Raw genomic sequence first — 17742 nt, 5'->3', positions numbered from 1 at the left:
ACAACCTCGCTTATAGACCAAGCATAAATGTTTCAGATAAAACCAAGAATTTCCGGTGTTAGACGATGTATTACGTCCTCGATATATTTTTGCGGTATTTGTGGCAGCTTCGTTCCCTCCGCCAGATCATTGATATGGTACAGAGCATCTAGCATCTTCTGTGTCCCAAAGAACGGATAATCCGACCCAAACAATATTTTATCTTGCACTCCGTATTCCATCGCAGATACCAGTGCATTGTAGAATTGCCAAGGTCTACTTCCTAACGCTGAAATGTCCATATACAGATTAGGATGCTTGCGCACCAATGAAATACATTCATCAATCCAGGGATGACCCATATGCGCTACAATCATCTTTAGCTTCGGAAAAGTACGGGCAATCGGGTCCAGCATCGCCGGCCTTGATGCATCCAGATAACCCTCCGGTACAAAAGAGGTTCCTTGATGCCAAAGAATAGGTACATCTAGCTGTTCTGCTTTGGCATAGAGGGCATAATGCCTGGGATCATCAGGATAAAAATTCTGATAGATAGGCGCAAGCTTCAGCCCTTTTAATCCCATCTCACGGATCGCAGTCTCAAATTCAGCAACACAATCCAGATGATTGGGATCTACACTTGCAAAACCGAATAATCGATCCGGATCCGTGCGACAGTAATCTGCGACATAAGCATTCGGCACAACCAGTCCCGTTGCATGCGCTGCCATGGCCAATACGATAGCACCAGAGAATCCTTCCAAATTACTACGATGTTGCTCGGGGGTTGCTTCGATATTCATATCCGGTCCCCAAGCCCGTTTGATCGCCTCATCCGTAGGTCCCGAAACCATTCCCGGTCCAAACAAATGGGTATGACAATCGAAGATCATCCCTACTCCCTCCTATTCGCTAACCATCGTATTTGTAATGGCACCAAGCTTCTCAATCTGCACCGTGACCACATCACCAGCTTGCAAATAGACCTGATCCTCTGGAGGGTAACCCATCACTACGCCTTCTGGTGTTCCAGTCAGGATAATATCCCCCGGCGAAAGCGTCATACACTGGGATACATAGCTGACAATCTGCTTGCAATTAAAAATCATGTCCGAAGTGTTGGAGTTCTGACGCAGTTCACCATTCACCGTGCACTGAATATCGAGCTGATTGGGATCGCCTACTTCATCCGCAGTGACTAAGTAAGGCCCAATGGGTGAAAATTTATCGCAAGACTTTCCCGCTAGCCATTGACTCGTCCGCATCTGTAAATCTCGCGCCGACAAATCATTAGCCGTACAATACCCGAAGACATAATCCAGTGCATCTTCCTCCGTCACATATTTCGCGGTTCGTCCGATGACGATGCCAAGCTCTGCCTCATAGTCCACCTTCTGGCTGTTCCTCGGAAGCGGAACTTCTGAGCCATGTCCAGTTAGTGTATTGTTAAATTTATTGAACAAGATGGGATATTCCGGAATGGCCATCCCAGTCTCTTCCGCATGCCGGCGATAATTAAGGCCAATACAGATGATTTTTCCAGGATCAGTAACACAGGGACCGAATGCTAATTCATCTTCCTGCTTCAGCCAGGATGGATTCACTTCTCCTTCAGGCAGCTCATTCACAAAAATCCTCAGTTGGTTAAGTGCATCCTCCCCACCATCAAGCAATTGCTTAACCGTTACTGGAACCTCCGTCCGAGTGGATAATGCAGTCTGTGCCGCCTCAATATCCACCACACCATGGTCGGTTAGAACGCCCATATGATCATCTTCTTTTTGCAAAAAGGTAACTAGCCTCATCTATAAAACTCTCCTTCACTTTATGCATTTTTTCCGAAGACAAGGCCACCATCCACATATAGCGGCGAACCCATTACAAACCCGGACTCATCGGAAGCTAGAAATAGTGCAGCTCGTGCCACATCCTCAGGTTTGCCAAGCTCACCGCTAAGCTGTCTACGCTTAATGGCCGCAACCGAAGCCTCTGGATCCAGAGAAGTCTTCAAATAACCTTCTACAAACGGAGTCATAATCGTACCTGGTAGCAGCGCATTTACACGAATGCCGTAAGGTGCATAATCAACCTGCATTGCTTTAGTTAAAGATAGAACAGCTCCCTTAGAAGCACTGTAGGAAGCTCGCTCTGCGACTCCGATTTCGGCGATGCCAGAGGACATATTAATGATAGAACCCTTCTTGGTCTTCATCATATAAGGGAGGACAGCCTTGCAGGTTAAGAACACACCCGTCACATTAACCCGCATGACCCTCTCCCATACTTCCTCGGAAACCTCATGTACCGCACCCACGCCACTGATTCCTGCATTATTAAAGAGCACATCGATACGTCCAAAAGTATTAAAGACTTGATCAGCCATCACGGTAGTACTGCTAGCATCGGTTACATCACAGGGTATGAACATCGCATTTCCACCCGTCGCCTCTATTTCAGTGACAGCGGCTTTTCCTGAATCCTCTTGGACATCGGCAATGATTACTGTCGCTCCTTCTGAAGCGAATAAAGCAGCCGTGCTTTTTCCAATTCCCGAGCCAGCTCCGGTTATTATGATGATCTTATCTTTGAGTCGCATCGCTTTGCCTCCTCTTCCTACTCCTTAGCTTGAAAGTTTCCCGGCAACAAGCCAGTCACCCCGGGCTTAGCCATAAACAAACCGCCTGCAAACGGATAATCACGTAACTCTTTCTCGTGCATCCCTATCCTTGCAGTTGTAATGTAGAGTTCCGTTAGATCACTGCCTCCAAAAGTACACGAGGTCACCAGTGGTGCTGGAACTCGAATGAGTCCAAGCTGCTCACCCGTCTCCGGGTTCCATCGTGATACACAGCCACCGCCCCAGTGGGCGACCCAAAGCATGCCTTCACTATCTATTGTCATTCCGTCCGGATAGCCAGTTGTTGTAGGAATTCGGAACGCTAATCTTCGGTTACTTATCCTTCCAGACTTTTCCTCGTAATCAAATACATCCACCTGCCTGGTCGGCGTATCAATGTAATACATCTTGCTCCGGGAATAGTCCCAAGCCATTCCGTTCGAGCAACCGATGCCGGATAACAATTGGTGTGTGAAACCATCAGGCTCCACGACGTAGAAACCTCCGGAATCCGGCGCATCATTGTTCAAGCTTATCGTTCCCACCCACAGTCGGCCTTGTCGATCGCATTTGGCATCATTTAATCGGTTTAGTGGTAGCTCTGCTTCTATCGAAGTCAATAAGACAGGAGAATTCTCAGCTTGAGAGAGATAGACCCCATCCTCCATGGCCAATGCAAGTCCTCCCGCAGTGGTTGGAATCACTGCGCTGATCATCCGGTCGAAGGAGCGGACTACTTCATTACCTGTGATCCGGTTGTATATTCTAAGCTTCCTTCTCGTAACATCCACCCAGTACAACTGTTTGGATTCGGCATCCCAATGCGGCCCTTCACCAAGCTCAGCCTGAGCATCAATCATCAATTCTGCCTGAATTCCTGTAATTTCCAAAACGTTCACTCCTTCTTCTATTTACAGCTCACTACCATTAGCCAAATGTCCACCATCCACACGAATGGTTTCTCCCGTTACATAGGAGGCTTCATCAGAAGCCAGAAAAAGAAATACATTGGCAGCTTCCCTTATCGTTGCCGCCCGCTTCATCGGTGTATGCTCCGAATAAGCCGGGAGCTTCGAAGCTTCGCGCAGCTTGCGGTCGAGAGGTGTATCCACGAATCCCGGTGCTACTGCGTTTACCCGGATCCCATAAGCCGCCAGCTCCACTGCCATCGATTCGGTTAGCAGTATAACAGCAGCCTTAGAAGCATTGTAATGCGCGAGCTCCGAGCTTGCTGATAGACCATTTTTGGAACTCATATTTATAATGGCGCCTCCGCCACCCTGAGAAATCATTTGTCTCGCTGCAAGCTGACCTATTAAATAAACCGCCCTTACGTTGATATCAAATACTGCATTCCAATGCTCAACCGAGATGTCAAGAAAGTGTTCACGAAAGGCGATTCCGGCATTGTTCACTACAATATCTATCCCACTGAACCTTTCAAAGGCTCGGGCAACAGATTGTTCTAACTGTGAGACATCTCGAAGATCACATATCTCTACTGCAGCTTTTTCACCATAATCCTTCAAGGTTTCAAGTGCAATAAGAAGCTCACCCTCACTTCGGTCCAGCAACACCACCTGAGCGCCTTCTTCCAGAAATCGATGGGCGATTCCCAGTCCAATTCCTCTTGCTGCACCTGTGATTAGCGCTCTTTTGCCAGCCAGCCTCATGTATATCACTCCCTCGAATCTTGTTCAGAGCACCCCGTATTTATCGTAGACCTGCCGCAAGGTATATCCTTCGAGCAGTTCATCCCGTGTATGATTCTCGCGAGTCACCTTATCCATGGCTAATTGGAACACTTCATCGATGATGGCGCCCGGAATCACAACGATACCATCACGATCACCAAAGATTACATCTCCGGGATGGACCATTACGCCACCGCATAGCACCGGAATGTCATAGTCGATAACAATTCCACGCCCTTGAGAATCAACAGGTTTGGTCCCGGTAGCAAAGACAGGAAAACCAAGCTCCAGAATTTTAGCAGTATCACGGATTAGTCCATCTACAATGGCTCCGCGGCCACCTCTCATTTTGGAAGCCGTAGACAATAGCTCTCCCCACAGTCCGTTCTGCCGCGATTCATTCGTACAGCCAATGACAATCTCACCAGGCTTAACGCTGTCCACCGCCTCAATCTCCTTCGTGTACGGATCTTCCGGCAAATAATGAATATCCACAGACAGAATGGTCTTTGCTCTTCCGGCGACGACCCAGGTAGGATCTATCGGGTTAATATTTTCACGCATCACCTGATTACGATAGCCCAATTGATCCAACGTATCAGAGATTACCGCAGAGTAGAGCTTTTCACACATACTATCGAACAATTCCTGATCCTTCATAGGCGATTCCATCCTCCTCAAAGTTTTGTGCTTGCAGCATCCTCATTTATTTAAACGCACCGGTTGGCCTGCATGAGCAGATTGATAAGCGGTAAGTGCAACCTCTGTGGATCGGAGCCCATCTATTCCCGAAATCGGTACCTCCACCCCTTCTAGAAGCGCCTGTACAAAAGCCTTCAGCATCAGTTCATTCATGTCATCTCCCCAGAAGGACCAGTTCCCTTTGCCAGATGCTCTTCCGTATACATTGTTTTTTTGATTAAAAGCATCTATGGAGATGACACCTTTAGTTCCAATGATTTCCAGGGTCACATCCCCCCATGTGGGGAAGCCGGGATTGCGTGACCAGCTAGGATCCAGCACTCCGAACACACCATTTTCAAAAGTTACATGCACCATTCCAGCATCATCGATCGTCCGCTTGCGCTCTGAATCAAATAAGGTATCCGCATAGGCATACACCTGTTCTACAGAAGAACCGGAGAACCAGTTCATCAGATCCATCACATGCACAGTGTGATCTAGAACTGCACCGCCTCCCGATAGGGCTTCATCAGAGAACCATCTAGGTCCCGGAAAAGAACCTCTGTTAGTTCCTTTAAAGGCGATAATTTCACCAATATCGCCGCGATCTAGTGATTCCTTAGCCCGCACAACCGGAGTGAGGAAGCGGCAAGGAAAGGCTGTCATAAGCTGTACTCCCTCTTCAGAGCAGACCGAAATCATGCGTTGCATTTCTTCTACTGACAGACCTAGCGGCTTCTCGCACAGTACATGCTTGCCCGCTCGGGCTGAAGCGATGGTTAGCTCAGCATGATAGACATTTTCCGAGCAAATAATTACGGCATCTATATTCGCATCTTCCAGAAGTTCCTTGTAGTTAGCATAATAGGGAATCGAATGACGTTCTGCGAGCGCCTGTGTGCGCTCCGGCACCTCATCAGCAATTCCACTGACCGTCACTTCAGACATGTGCAGTAAACTTGCCAAATAGTCAAAAGCATGCGCATGCGCGAAACTGATCATGCCAATATTCAAACGGCTCATTAAATATCCCCCTTCACTTCAAGCTTCACCGGTTGATGGGTCATTGCCGATTGCTGAGCGGCTTCAGCCCAGCGTACAGCTTCCAGCGCATCCTGCGCAGTGACTATCGGTTCTTCCCCACTTGTTAGACAGCTTAGAAAATGCTCCAGTTCCAAATAATACGGATCCTTCAGCAACACACTCGAAGGCGTCTCCACAAATCCCGATGTAGAGCCCGTCGTTATCGACTTGTTAATATGCAGACTTTCGCCATCCCCGGTCCCGCCCGAGATGATTCCTTCCGCATCCGCATATTCAAAAGAGGAGTGGAACGACCCTGGATACCCCCAAAATGCTTCAAGCTGTGCAATGGTTCCATTCTTGAACCGGAAAGTGGCTGAAGCATAATTTATGTCTTCCGACTGGTGCTGGAACGCATATACTTCACAGGCTTCACCAAAAGCCCCACGAATGTAGTCAATGTCGTGAATCATTAAATCCATAATGACGCCACCGCTAAGGAGTGGATCTCGAAACCACGCTTGCACGTTTCCGGGATGTGAACCCGCTCGTTTAGCATGGTATATTCCGCCTTGAACACTACCAAGCTGCGTTATTCCCTCCGCAAGCTGTCTGTAAGAAGGAAAGAAACGAACGACATGGCCCACAAACAAACGTACACCGCGCTCGTTGCAGTAACGAATTGCTTCTTCCGCTTCTTGCGAAGTGAGTGCGAGCGGCTTCTCACAGATCACATGTGCACCATGGTCAGCCGCAATCCGTACCAGTTCTACATGCAAATAAGTCGGCACAGCAATACTGACCACCTCTGGCTTTACCTGCTCGAGCATTTCTTGTACAGATGTAAAATAGCTAACGCCCACTAAAGTTCCTAGCACCTCAGCGGCTTTTTCAACGATGTCACATACGGCGACAAGCTCAGCTTCGGGCATGGACTTGTAGCGATCCGCATGAACAGTCCCCATGCCACCGCATCCAATCACTGCTGTCCTAATCAATACACTACACTCCTTTCAGATTGTGCTTTCCTTTACAGACGAACATCAGCACCGCTTACCCGGCTTTCGTTGGCCGCTTCGATGAAGCGAATCAACTCTAGTGTTAGGGAAGATCGTACTGGTGGACAGTCCCCTCGCGCCATAGCTATAAATTTCTTCAGTAATTGCTGATGTCCTGCGTTGTAATTTGCTCCGAGCGCGTTAATTCCGTTACTCCCCCGTTGACGGTGCAATACGATATAGAAATCAGAGCCGCCTGTACAGTTTCCGCGGATCGTCCCGATTCGCCCGTCCTTCCACTGGCCGACTACCCATTCTTGCGCATCGTTACTGACGGCACGTACCGAATGGCAACCTTCTCCAAGAGCGGCATATAACATCTCAGCAGCGTGTATACCATACCAGAATAACCCCGGTTGTGTCGGCTGAAGATCGAGTGGTCCAGTGCAATCCGCACCTAGAATAGCACCTGCACTTTCATCCTCTAAGAGGGCTGCCAGCGGTCCACCGAAACGTAGCATAGAGCTGGAGAAAAATGGCGTTCCATACCTCTCCGCCAATTCCACAATCACCTTCGCATCTTCAGAAGAAACCGCTAACGGCTTGTCAATGAATACCGGCTTTCCGTAAGGAGCCAGCACCGCAAATTGTTCCTTGTGCACTCTCCCATCTACAGAAGTCAATAGAATCGCATGTGATCTCTCCGCAACTTCTTCTATAGAATCGAGCAATTCAACCCCATATCGCTCCTGCAATTCACTGCTAATCGGTCTCACACGTGAATAGCTTAGCTCGAAATCAAGAGAACCCCCCGGATAACCGCAGTGTAACCTGCCACCCGGAATATATAGCGGATGAGATTCATCATTTAGCAGCGCCGCGAAAATCCTGCTATGCGAAGTGTCCATTCCTACCATACCGATCTGCAGCTCTTCCATTTCAACAACACCTCTTATTCGGTTGAAAGCCCCATGGAGTGATCCACTTATTTAAGAATTAAACGTTCTTCCCTGAAACGTTCAAGTAGTTCCATGTATTCTTTTCCTACTTGTTCGATGCTGTAAGTAGTTCTAGCTTTCTGTTCTCCCAATGACTTCAAACCTTCCCTCAGACTATTCTGCTCCAGCAGTGCGCTCAATCTGTCCACACACTCCTCTTCATTGCCTGATTCGTATAGGGAAACACTTAACGGACCATCCAATAATTCCGGCAACGCCCCTACACTCGGAACCACTACCGGACACCTGCAGGCCATCGCCTCCAGTACGGTCATCCCAAAAGATTCATTGGTCGTGGTACTAATATATAACCCACCATTCTGCGCAACCGATGAATAGTAGCGATGCATCTCATCGTAATCCACTTTGGGAATCCACTTGAAATACTTAATCCCCTGCTGTTCCACCTTTACCATCAGCTGTTTCTTGATCTCGTCGGGAGCAGTATATCCCCCAACAAGCATAAATTGCAGCTCTGGTATCTTGGCATTCAGCTTTCCAGCAATGTTCAAATAGGACGACCAGTTCTTGTGATCATCCAGTTTACCCACCCACAAAATAGTGGCAGGCTCCTGCTCAATACCCGCTTCATATCGGAACAAATCGGTATCCAGGCAATTATTAATATGATAAGCACCCGCTATGCCGATACCGTCCAAATAATCCTTCATGTAAGCGGAGGGAGTGATCACATAGTGAAAAGGCAAACTATCTTTCGTTGCGGCCAACTTCTGCAGGGGTTCGGAATAGGTGGTATGTACCTCATGAATAATAACCTTTCCCTCTTGTACAGGCCCAAGTGCTTCATACAGCTCGTAAGTATCAATAGTAATAATGACATCGAAATCATAGACTTCCATGTAGCTCTTAATCTCTTCAACCGTCCCCAGAATTCGGACATGCTCATAACCTTCAAAAGCGCTCGCCCCGCCGTAATCCTCTAGAAAAGCAAAATGCACTTCCGAGTGGTGCCGCAAAAATTTAAGTCTATTTGCAAGTTGAGTGGTTACCCCACCTAGAATACAGAATTTATAAAAATATAAGATTCTCATCATTCCTCACCCTTCGCCAAGGATAGTGCAGACCTTACTTGTGCATCCGATACAATGCTGTAGTTCTTGCAAAAAATAGATCACCCTCACGGTCCATTGCCAGCAGCCGCGCATCGTCATCCAACACCTCAAGCTCCTCACTCCGCATATTAAACTTGAACAAGCGATTCATCGACACGCCGTACAACATGCCTTCCTTGTAGAGCAATTCATTGCCGCTACGCCAAAAATGAGTCACATCATTCCAGTCCATGGAGAACAAAGAGTAAGTCTTTACAGTAAGCTTAAGCTGTGGATCGAACCGAAATAACTTACCTGCCGTCAAACCCCAAAGATGCCCTGCATCATCTAGAACCAAAGCAGAAATAGCCCTTTCCCCTTGCACCGGTACTCCTTCCCATACTTTGCAGCGCTTCTCTAGATCCCAAATCATTAGAGAGGCATCCGCACGCTGAGGAGCAATCCCAAGTCCACCCCAGACGGACCCTCCAGCAAACAATAGCTGATCTCTACAGGTCAAGGACACCACACTCTGCAGCGGCAAAAGATTTCTAAATACCTCACGCGCACCGCTCGCAGGATTGTACAGTGTCAACGCTCCTCCATGCCGACCATAGGAAGGAACCGTTCCAATTGCCAGTTCTTCTCCTGCCCAAGCCCAAGCAAAAGGGCGGTCCTGCTCCTCTTCCTGTAAGGAAAATAGCAGCTCTGGATTCTCTCCCGGCTTCCAATCTTCATTCGGGTCATATTTGAAAATATTCGCTCGCGGATATACACCTAGATAAAGACAATCGCTCCCAGCAAGCATACCTTCCGTCTGACCAATGCCCCGATATGAAATGATCTCGTCGGCTGCCTTATCGAATCTGGACAGCCCACCTGCGAAATACCCTCCGATGTAGAGAGCATCATCAGGTCCGTAGGTCATGGACTGCAAATGGACCGATTGACCTTGCAGACCGAAGTCCATCACCATATGTCGATCCGTCGTTGGATCGTAAATCCAGCAACTCCCGTCCCTGTATACACCGGTTAAACAGCGCTTTTTCCTATTTAGAGCATGGTTATTCAGCCAGCCATAATCACCTGCCGGCTCCGGCATTGCTAGCGAAGTAACGAACAGACTTCCAGTTCGGATATCATAACGCTGCAAATAGTCATCTTTAATGAAGTACACATTTCCCAGCTCATCCGGAGGCGAAACACTAAGGCCACTCACATAATCCAAAGTGTCGCCCCATTCCTGCAGTTCCAGATCATAAATATACAACCGTGCAGAAGGTGTGATTCGAGCAAAAAGCTTGCCCTGAACGATGTTCAAGTCATAAACCAGTTGCTCGCCTTTACATTCATCTGGTAGCCTGATTTCCGAGCGTTCTCCCGTCTCCGTATCTAGTACAACAATATGCGGGGTTTGTGTACCAACTCCCACATAGAGCTTACCGTTCCACGCTTCCATAGAACGCGCATACTGTTCTCCAGCTACCATAGCACCGTAATCCCTAAACACTCCTGTCACTGGGTCATACTGGAACACTTTCCCCCCAGGATAACATCCCCCATAGATCCTGCCTTGCGCATCTGCTGCCAACCGCCACGTATAGAATTCACCGGGAATCATCTCACCCAGGTTCTCCACACCATTCTCATGAGTGTACCTGTACAAAATGCCACTTCCCCCGATATACACTCCGCTGGTTGTTAAGACTACACCCCAGCAATGATCCGAGCCTTCCAGCGCATAACGTTCCACTGCTTGTTCACCGCTCGGGTCTAGAACAAATAAGATACAAGGACTTCCGGAAGAAACAGCGTAGATCCGGTCTGCCCCTTGCCATGTTCCATAAGCTGAGGCCCAAACCGCCAGACCGTTCAGTGGTTCACCGATCCGCAGCGCCTTCATCTGCTCCCGCCTTCTTTCGTCAGCTGTTCCTTCACCTTCGTTTCACATCCAGAGACTGCTGCAGGATAAGCTAAGACCGCTCCCAACAGATCCACGGGGTCCTCTGCATAACGCCGAAAGGCTTCTTCACAGCGTTCGACCGGGAATATCGCGCTAATCAACGGCTTCACCTGAATGTCCCCTTCAGAGATTAACCGAATATATTCAGCCATATTACGACCTTCCGTCCATCGCACGTAGCCGTAAGGATAGTCGATCCCCTTCCGCTCATAGATAGGATCATATCGTCCGGGACCTCCGGCTCTAGAAATCAGCACTTGGGCTTCCTTACCGAACATCAGATCACGAGAGAAATCAGGCTTAACATCTCCAACCAACAGTACCTTGCCGCGATCCCGTACCCACTCTAGCGCTTGATCAATAAGGTCTCCGGTTTTACCGCCGGCGCATACAATGACTGCATCTGCTCCCATGCCCTCCGTCAGGTTAGCAAGATGTTCCTTAACCTTCTCCGGGCTAGTAGCAATATGTCTAATTCCAAGGCGCTCAGCCATCTCACAGCGCTCTGTAAGCAAATCATAGACGATCACCCGGCATCCTGCCGCCTTAGCAATCTGAGCAATCAACTGCCCAAGAATTCCGGCACCGATCAGCACAAGTGTCTCCCCAAACTGCGGTGCAACCTGCCTTACTGCATGTACTGCAATGGCTCCAAGTCCTACTGTTGACGCTTCCTCCGAACTAACATGGTCAGGAATGGGCACCATCAGATGCTGAGGCATTAGCAGCCATTCTGCATGCTTTGCATAAGGTCCGCCGTAACAAGCTACACGAAGACCCTCTGGCCAGTGTTCCATTCCTTTCCCACGTGTTCGGATTACACCCGCTGCACTGTATCCAAGTACAATTTGTTGCGTACGGTGCAGGCCATTCATCATTATTTCCGTTCCGGGGCTAATCGCCGAATATTCAGTCTGGACTAGTACAAATCCATCTTCAATGACTGGTGTTAGAACATCCGACATGCGAATCTGTCCTTCCTGAGATATTACCGCCTTCATATGTCTTCTCCTCCCGACTGCTTCAGAAACGATTCCGTCACATGCAGCATCTTCTCTATGGCTGTTACTCCTTCAACGCACCGATCATTACGCCTTTTACAAAATATTTCTGCAAAAATGGATAGATCATTAGAATGGGAACGGTAGCAATGATAATCGTAGCGAATTTAATAGATTCACTAATACGAAACACCTCATCTTGGGTAACGCCGGCCAGCATATTTTGCGCAGAGGATTGAATCAGGATTTCCCTCAATATCAATTGAAGCGGGAACAAATTCCGATCCTGTAAATAAATCATGGCCGAGAACCAACTGTTCCAGTGGCCTACCGCATAGAAGAGGGTCATCACCGCCAGAACCGGCATGGAGAGCGGAAGTACGATCCGCAGTAAAATTCTGAAATCGTGGGCGCCGTCTATCTTGGCAGACTCTATCAAACTATCAGGGATAGACTGAAAAAAGGTCCGCATCACTATCAAATTGAAGGCACTAACCGCTCCAGGCAACAGCAGCGCCCACCGCGTATCATACAAGCCAAGCTCACGGACATTCAGATACGCAGGAATTAGACCACCACTGAAAAACATCGTGAACACTATGAAAGCCATAATGACATTTCTCCCCTCCAGATTCTTTCTGGACAGAGGATAAGCACCAAGTGTAGTTAGTACCAGATTAATTAACGTACCAACAATTACATAAAAGAAAGTATTTCCGTAAGCCGTCCATATTCGCGTATCCTCAAATACCAGCTTGTAAGCATCCAGATTAAAGCCGATCGGAAAGAAGCTTACCTTCCCCGCAGCAATAGCATGAGCATCGCTGAATGAGGAGACCAGCACGTACCACATCGGGTACAGGAACAGGAAAGAACACAAGATTAGAAACAGCACATTGCAGCTGTCGAAAATGATTTCACCCATACTCCGTTTCACAACCATTGTCTACCCTCCTAAAAATCGTACAAAACTCGTATCGGAAGCTTATGCTCACCATAGGCTGCTCTCAGTTGTTTTCCGGCTGATACGGTTGGCTAGAACGAGTAATGTGAAGTTAATTATGGAATTGAATAATCCTACCGCGGCAGAAAAACTGTAATTCGCCTCCATCACACCTCGTCTATAAACAAATGTTGAAATAACATCCGCAGTGACGTACGTTCCAGGATTGTAAAGCAATATAATTTTGTCCCAGCCCACATTCAGCAGGGTACCCACATTCAGAATCAAGAGGATTAACACCGTAGGCAAAATCCCAGGCAGCGTTATATTCGTTAGCTGCTTCCATCGCCCTGCACCATCTACAACTGCAGCCTCGTACAGGCTCGGATTGATGCCAGATAATGCTGCTAAGTAGATAATTGAGTTCCAGCCTAGGCTCTGCCACATGCCAGAACCTACATAGATCGTTCGAAACCATTCCGGCAGAATCAGGAACTGAATAGGCTCCGAGATCAGGCCGATGCCAAGCAACAGGCTGTTAATAATACCTCCGGGCTTGGTGAAATCAATAATCATCCCGCAGATGACGATCAGCGAAATAAAATGCGGCAAATAAGACACGGTCTGCAGAAAGGACTTCAGCTTTTTGAGCCGCAACTCATTGAGCAGCAGTGCAAAAGCAAGTGAAGCAGGAAAAATGAAGATGAGTGAGTAGAAACTCATTAAGAAGGTATTTTTAAGCAGTCTGAGAAAATAATAGCTTTCGAAAAACTTTTCAAAATTCTTGAAGCCCACCCAAGGACTATCCGTGATCCCCAAGTAGGGGTTGAAATTCTTAAAGGCAATGATCGCCCCATACATCGGCTTGTATTCAAAAATCAGAAAATACAAAACCGTAGGAAGGAGCATAAGATAAAGATAGCGATTGGAGGCTATCTGCTTCCAGGGAATCGGACTCCTCTTGACCGGAAGCTTCCTGCTTTCAACTTTAGCGACTTTTACAGGTACAGCCATATAGTTCTCCTCTCCCGGACACTGGCGTTAGTCATAGCTATCATGTGGCGAGCGGTCACAAAGCACTCTCTGAACCGCTCGGCCCACGACAACCTCCTCACAAGCTGAATCATTTCCCTTTAAATCGCTCGTATGCAACCTGATACTCTTTTAATACATCGTTAATTCCCATCTTCTCAAGTTGCTTCATTACTTTGTCATAGTCCTCAATCTTTAGGCGCCCCATGATCATGGCATTGATTGTTTCGGCTACATAGGTCTGAATATCGGCCATCAAAGGAACAACTACATCGTTTTCCTCTGTTGTGAATTGGACTGGAGGCAACTTGCTATCAAAATCGATATAGTCACTATATAACTCGAGCGGATTCTCCGTTTGCCCGTTAGCTTCTCGGATTTGTTCAGCATATCTGGTATCTGCTACCGTAGCCCAGCTTCCGCCCCCGATCGTATGGTTCAGCAGCTCTTGCGTATTCGTGAGGCCATTGGTCGGATGAGTTACTTCTTTCTTATAAATCGGTTCTCCGTTTACCAGATCATATGACTTGCCTTCAACCCCAAAGTTGTTCAGCAGAATGCCTTCTTCTGAGTATTGATAATCCAGCCATTTCATCACTTCCTCAGGATGATCCGTCCGCGAGGAAACCGCTAATCCGTGTGCTGCTGCCTGCCAGCGGAAGGAGACATGACGTTGATCACCGTTCGGTCCTTTAGGTGGAATGGCTGGTGCAATTTTGAAGGTTGGATGTTTGCCCTCCATTAGGGTAGTGAAGTTCCCCATGTAGGAGCCAGACCAACCAAACCATGCCCCTGCCACATCGGTAGTCACCTTCTCAGTCAGCGTCTGGAATGTAGTATCTACCAGATAGTTCGGGTCAAGCAATTGTTCATCGTAAAGACGATGCAGATAGGTTACGACATCCTTGAATTTAGGATCATTCGGGCCATATTTTACTTGGCCATTATCCACGAAGAATCCGTAATCAACGCCAAAGGCAGGCGCGAATAACATCATGATATTTTCCAAGTTGACTGTGACTAGTGGAATTTCATCCTTCTTGCCGTTTCCGTTGGCATCCTGCTCCCTAAAAGCCTTGAGCATGTTATACCAATCTTCGGTAGTTTCCGGCATAGACAGACCCAGCTTATCAATCCAGTCTTTCCGTACTTGCGGGAACATTTGAGTGAGATCCTGTGAATCAAGAACGAGATTAGGCAGATAAAAAATGTGGCCTTCAGGCGAAGTAATTTGTCCCCGGATATCCGGGTTGTCGTCGAGGATTTTCTTGAAGTTTGGCGCGTTTTTCTCAATTAAATCTTCCAGGGGAAGCAGCGCGCCTTGTGTACCATATTTTCCGGAATCCGTGCCCCATAGATCATTGTAGATAATGTCCGGCAGCTTACCAGATGACATCAATAGGCTAAAGGCTTCCGCACTGGCTTCCGTACTATGCTGAAAGTCAATATGAATGTTAGTGTTCTCTTCCATTTGCTGAAAGGATAATTTCTCATTAAAATTAGTTCCTCTGAAATTGCCGCCGCTGGGTGACCAAAGTGACAGTTCAAGCTTATCTGAAACAATCGGGAGCTGCAGACCACCTACTATTTTACCTTCCTTAGCGGGAGCTTGCGTAGCCTTCTGAACTTCCGCAGTAGGATCTGCGGTATTGCCAGTCTTAGTATTCGAACCGCCGCAAGCAGATACGAGTGTAACTAATGACAACAGGACAGGCAGCAGCAGAACTAATTTCCTTTTAGCAACATTCATAATTCAACCCCCTATTAATAACTAAAAAATAAGATAATCATTATGATATATTCACTAACATCAATCAGAAGGAATCAAAGATACATTAATAAATTTTTAAATGAGTCATCACTCTGAAAATCACCTTTTATAGGGGATATCCTCCTTTCAACTGCCTTTTTTCTACTTTAATTAGAGGAAAACATCTGTTCTGACTTCTTTTTGATTTACATTTCAGAGTATCAGATCTCTTATTTCGCTAATCTGATATATATCTGATGTATTTCATTATATTTTCCAGCCTACATGATGTCAATATAATAATAAGAAATATCTCTAATAAGTGTAATCTTATATAACATGTACCTGTCGCAAAATGTTGAAATCCCTCAAATTTAATAGAAAACGCTTACATAATCACTCGTATTTAACCACTTTAAATAAACCATCTCTCATCTCATACAGATTAGGCACAATATACAACTTCTGCTTGCTTTTATTTAAAAAAATGCGTAATAATGGCCCACCAGCACCATTATCACGCTTTACTGATATTCTAAAGAGAACAGCCTTCGCAGAAAAACACCTTTTAAACCTTCTGATCGGCAGCATCCTGTTCCGAGATTAAGAGACTCAATTCCTCATGAAGCGTTTCCTCATCAATCATCTTTGACCAATAAGCGTTCAACAATTTACGAAAGCTTTTTAGAACGGCTATAGAAAGTCCTAAATCTTTAAGGTAGGAGAAAGTTGGAAATAGCTCTCTGTACATCAGATATCTCGAAGGACGATTCAAATGATCCGCCGTACTCATCTCAGCGATCCGCTTTCGAGCTGGAATACTTACTGTGCGTTCCCGAATAATTTTCTGCGCTTCTACGGAAGCAAGGAAGTTAACGAATTGACGAGCAGCTTCCTTTTGTCGTGAATTCCCGACCACAGCCGCTCCGATCGTGACCAGTAATGTCTTCTGCGGATCTTTTGTTTTCAGCCTAGGTAACGGAGCAAGATCATAGTCCAGCGTTAAGGCCTTGAATTCATTTAAATTGAAAAAGGTCGTCAGAATCATAGAAACTTGTTCTTGGACAAACAAAGAAATCGTCTCATCCTCATGATTGCCAGCAAGATATTTAGGGAAAATCTGATGGTTGTTCACGAGACGGCTATACACACTGAGACTATTTGCCGTCTCCGGACTAAGTGTACGGTGCTCGGTCCCGTCTACCACGGTTTGAATCCCGCTCTGCAGCAGGAATACAGAATAACGGTTCTCGGAAGCAGGCACAAAATAAATGGCATGGCGTCCACGTTTCTCTGCCAACTGACGAGCCGCCTCAATCAAGTCATCCCAGGTCCAATAGCTATCCGGCTCAGGAAGATCTGCTTCCCGAAAATGCGCCTTGTTGTAGCACAGCACCACGGGGGAGAAGGAAATCGGATAAGCATACAACTGTTCTTCATGATAGAAAGCTTCTGTCGCGATTGGATATAATTCAGGATCAGGATCAAGCGATTCCAGCAGCTCAGCCGAGCCATTTTCAGCCATTTCCTGAAATTGCGTGCTATTCAGCGATACGGCATCAAGCATCCCATTATTGATCATCTCTACGGCAGAATTCACATGGTCAAAATCATTTAGCGCCAGCGGAAGAATATGAATACCGGGATGCAGTCGATGAAATTCACCAATTAGATCATCCAGCAGAAAGTCCTTGGACAGCGAGGCACTGCAGCCAAAATGAATACGAATTCTCTCCTGCACGGACTCCATAACCTTGCTTCCGACACGGTCGATTTTGACGATAAGGCCTTCTTGGACTAACACATCCAGCCCTCTTCTGACCGATTTATTGCTTAACTCAAACTGCTTGGCTAGCATACTCTCTGCTGGCAGATAAGCACCTGGCTGTAGCACTCCACTTAGGATATCCGTACGAATCTTACCCACCATATGATCCAGTCGCTCTCGGAAGGAATGACGACCTGATTTATTATTCATGTACAATTCTCCCCGAAAAATTCAAATTTA

General features: G+C 47.0%; 16 protein-coding genes. All 16 read right to left on the bottom strand.

All coding sequences use genetic code 11. The features are described from left to right. Positions 1-32: 32 nt before the first annotated feature. A complete protein-coding gene (locus MHI27_RS09640; protein WP_405176140.1) occupies positions 33-872 on the bottom strand; it encodes an amidohydrolase family protein in 840 nt (279 codons plus the stop codon). Positions 873-884: 12 nt separating this feature from the next. Further along, positions 885-1784 carry a fumarylacetoacetate hydrolase family protein gene (locus MHI27_RS09635; protein WP_341061700.1) on the bottom strand — a complete coding sequence of 300 codons (900 nt, stop codon included), beginning with the start codon at positions 1782-1784 and terminating at the stop codon, positions 885-887. 20 nt (positions 1785-1804) lie between these two features. Beyond that, positions 1805-2575 (bottom strand): SDR family NAD(P)-dependent oxidoreductase, encoded by a 771-nt coding sequence (locus MHI27_RS09630; protein ID WP_076283235.1) that lies wholly within the window; start codon positions 2573-2575, stop codon positions 1805-1807. A gap of 17 nt (positions 2576-2592) precedes the next feature. Next, entirely contained in the window at positions 2593-3486 is an 894-nt protein-coding gene (locus MHI27_RS09625; protein WP_405176139.1) for an SMP-30/gluconolactonase/LRE family protein, read from the bottom strand. A 21-nt stretch (positions 3487-3507) separates the two neighbouring features. Continuing rightward, entirely contained in the window at positions 3508-4269 is a 762-nt protein-coding gene (locus MHI27_RS09620; RefSeq protein WP_405176138.1) for an SDR family NAD(P)-dependent oxidoreductase, read from the bottom strand. Between the two features lie 24 nt (positions 4270-4293). Further along, positions 4294-4950, bottom strand: a complete 657-nt coding sequence (locus tag MHI27_RS09615) for an RraA family protein (protein ID WP_405176137.1) — start codon at positions 4948-4950, stop codon at positions 4294-4296. A 42-nt stretch (positions 4951-4992) separates the two neighbouring features. After that, positions 4993-5997: a Gfo/Idh/MocA family protein gene (locus tag MHI27_RS09610; RefSeq protein WP_405176136.1), complete on the bottom strand. Its 1005-nt coding sequence runs from the start codon at positions 5995-5997 to the stop codon at positions 4993-4995. Next, the gene (locus MHI27_RS09605; RefSeq protein WP_405176135.1) at positions 5997-6995 is read right to left on the bottom strand and encodes a Gfo/Idh/MocA family protein; all 999 of its coding nucleotides are present in this window, start codon (positions 6993-6995) and stop codon (positions 5997-5999) included. Before MHI27_RS09605 ends, MHI27_RS09610 begins: the two co-directional genes overlap by 1 nt. A 32-nt stretch (positions 6996-7027) precedes the next feature. Then, positions 7028-7933, bottom strand: coding sequence for a Gfo/Idh/MocA family protein (locus tag MHI27_RS09600; RefSeq protein WP_405176134.1), 906 nt, complete (start codon positions 7931-7933; stop codon positions 7028-7030). A 47-nt stretch (positions 7934-7980) separates the two neighbouring features. Continuing rightward, the gene (locus MHI27_RS09595; protein ID WP_405176133.1) at positions 7981-9048 is read right to left on the bottom strand and encodes a glycosyltransferase family 4 protein; all 1068 of its coding nucleotides are present in this window, start codon (positions 9046-9048) and stop codon (positions 7981-7983) included. A 31-nt stretch (positions 9049-9079) separates the two neighbouring features. Beyond that, entirely contained in the window at positions 9080-10948 is a 1869-nt protein-coding gene (locus MHI27_RS09590; RefSeq protein WP_405176132.1) for a WD40 repeat domain-containing protein, read from the bottom strand. After that, a complete protein-coding gene (locus MHI27_RS09585) occupies positions 10945-12009 on the bottom strand; it encodes a zinc-binding alcohol dehydrogenase (protein ID WP_076283241.1) in 1065 nt (354 codons plus the stop codon). Before MHI27_RS09585 ends, MHI27_RS09590 begins: the two co-directional genes overlap by 4 nt. 64 nt (positions 12010-12073) lie before the next feature. Next, complete coding sequence (locus MHI27_RS09580) at positions 12074-12952, bottom strand: carbohydrate ABC transporter permease (protein WP_405176131.1); 879 nt, start codon at positions 12950-12952, stop codon at positions 12074-12076. 48 nt (positions 12953-13000) lie between these two features. After that, positions 13001-13966: an ABC transporter permease gene (locus tag MHI27_RS09575; protein ID WP_405176130.1), complete on the bottom strand. Its 966-nt coding sequence runs from the start codon at positions 13964-13966 to the stop codon at positions 13001-13003. Positions 13967-14075: 109 nt separating this feature from the next. Further along, positions 14076-15734 (bottom strand): extracellular solute-binding protein, encoded by a 1659-nt coding sequence (locus MHI27_RS09570; protein WP_405176129.1) that lies wholly within the window; start codon positions 15732-15734, stop codon positions 14076-14078. Positions 15735-16302: 568 nt separating this feature from the next. Next, positions 16303-17712, bottom strand: a complete 1410-nt coding sequence (locus tag MHI27_RS09565; protein ID WP_339246772.1) for an extracellular solute-binding protein — start codon at positions 17710-17712, stop codon at positions 16303-16305. Between the last annotated feature and the right edge of the window lie 30 nt (positions 17713-17742).

It is taken from the genome of Paenibacillus sp. FSL H8-0261 (assembly GCF_045040645.1).
Lineage (GTDB): Bacteria > Bacillota > Bacilli > Paenibacillales > Paenibacillaceae > Paenibacillus_AQ.
Note: the sequence above shows the minus strand (reverse complement) of the source record. Positions and strands in the feature narration are given on the sequence as shown.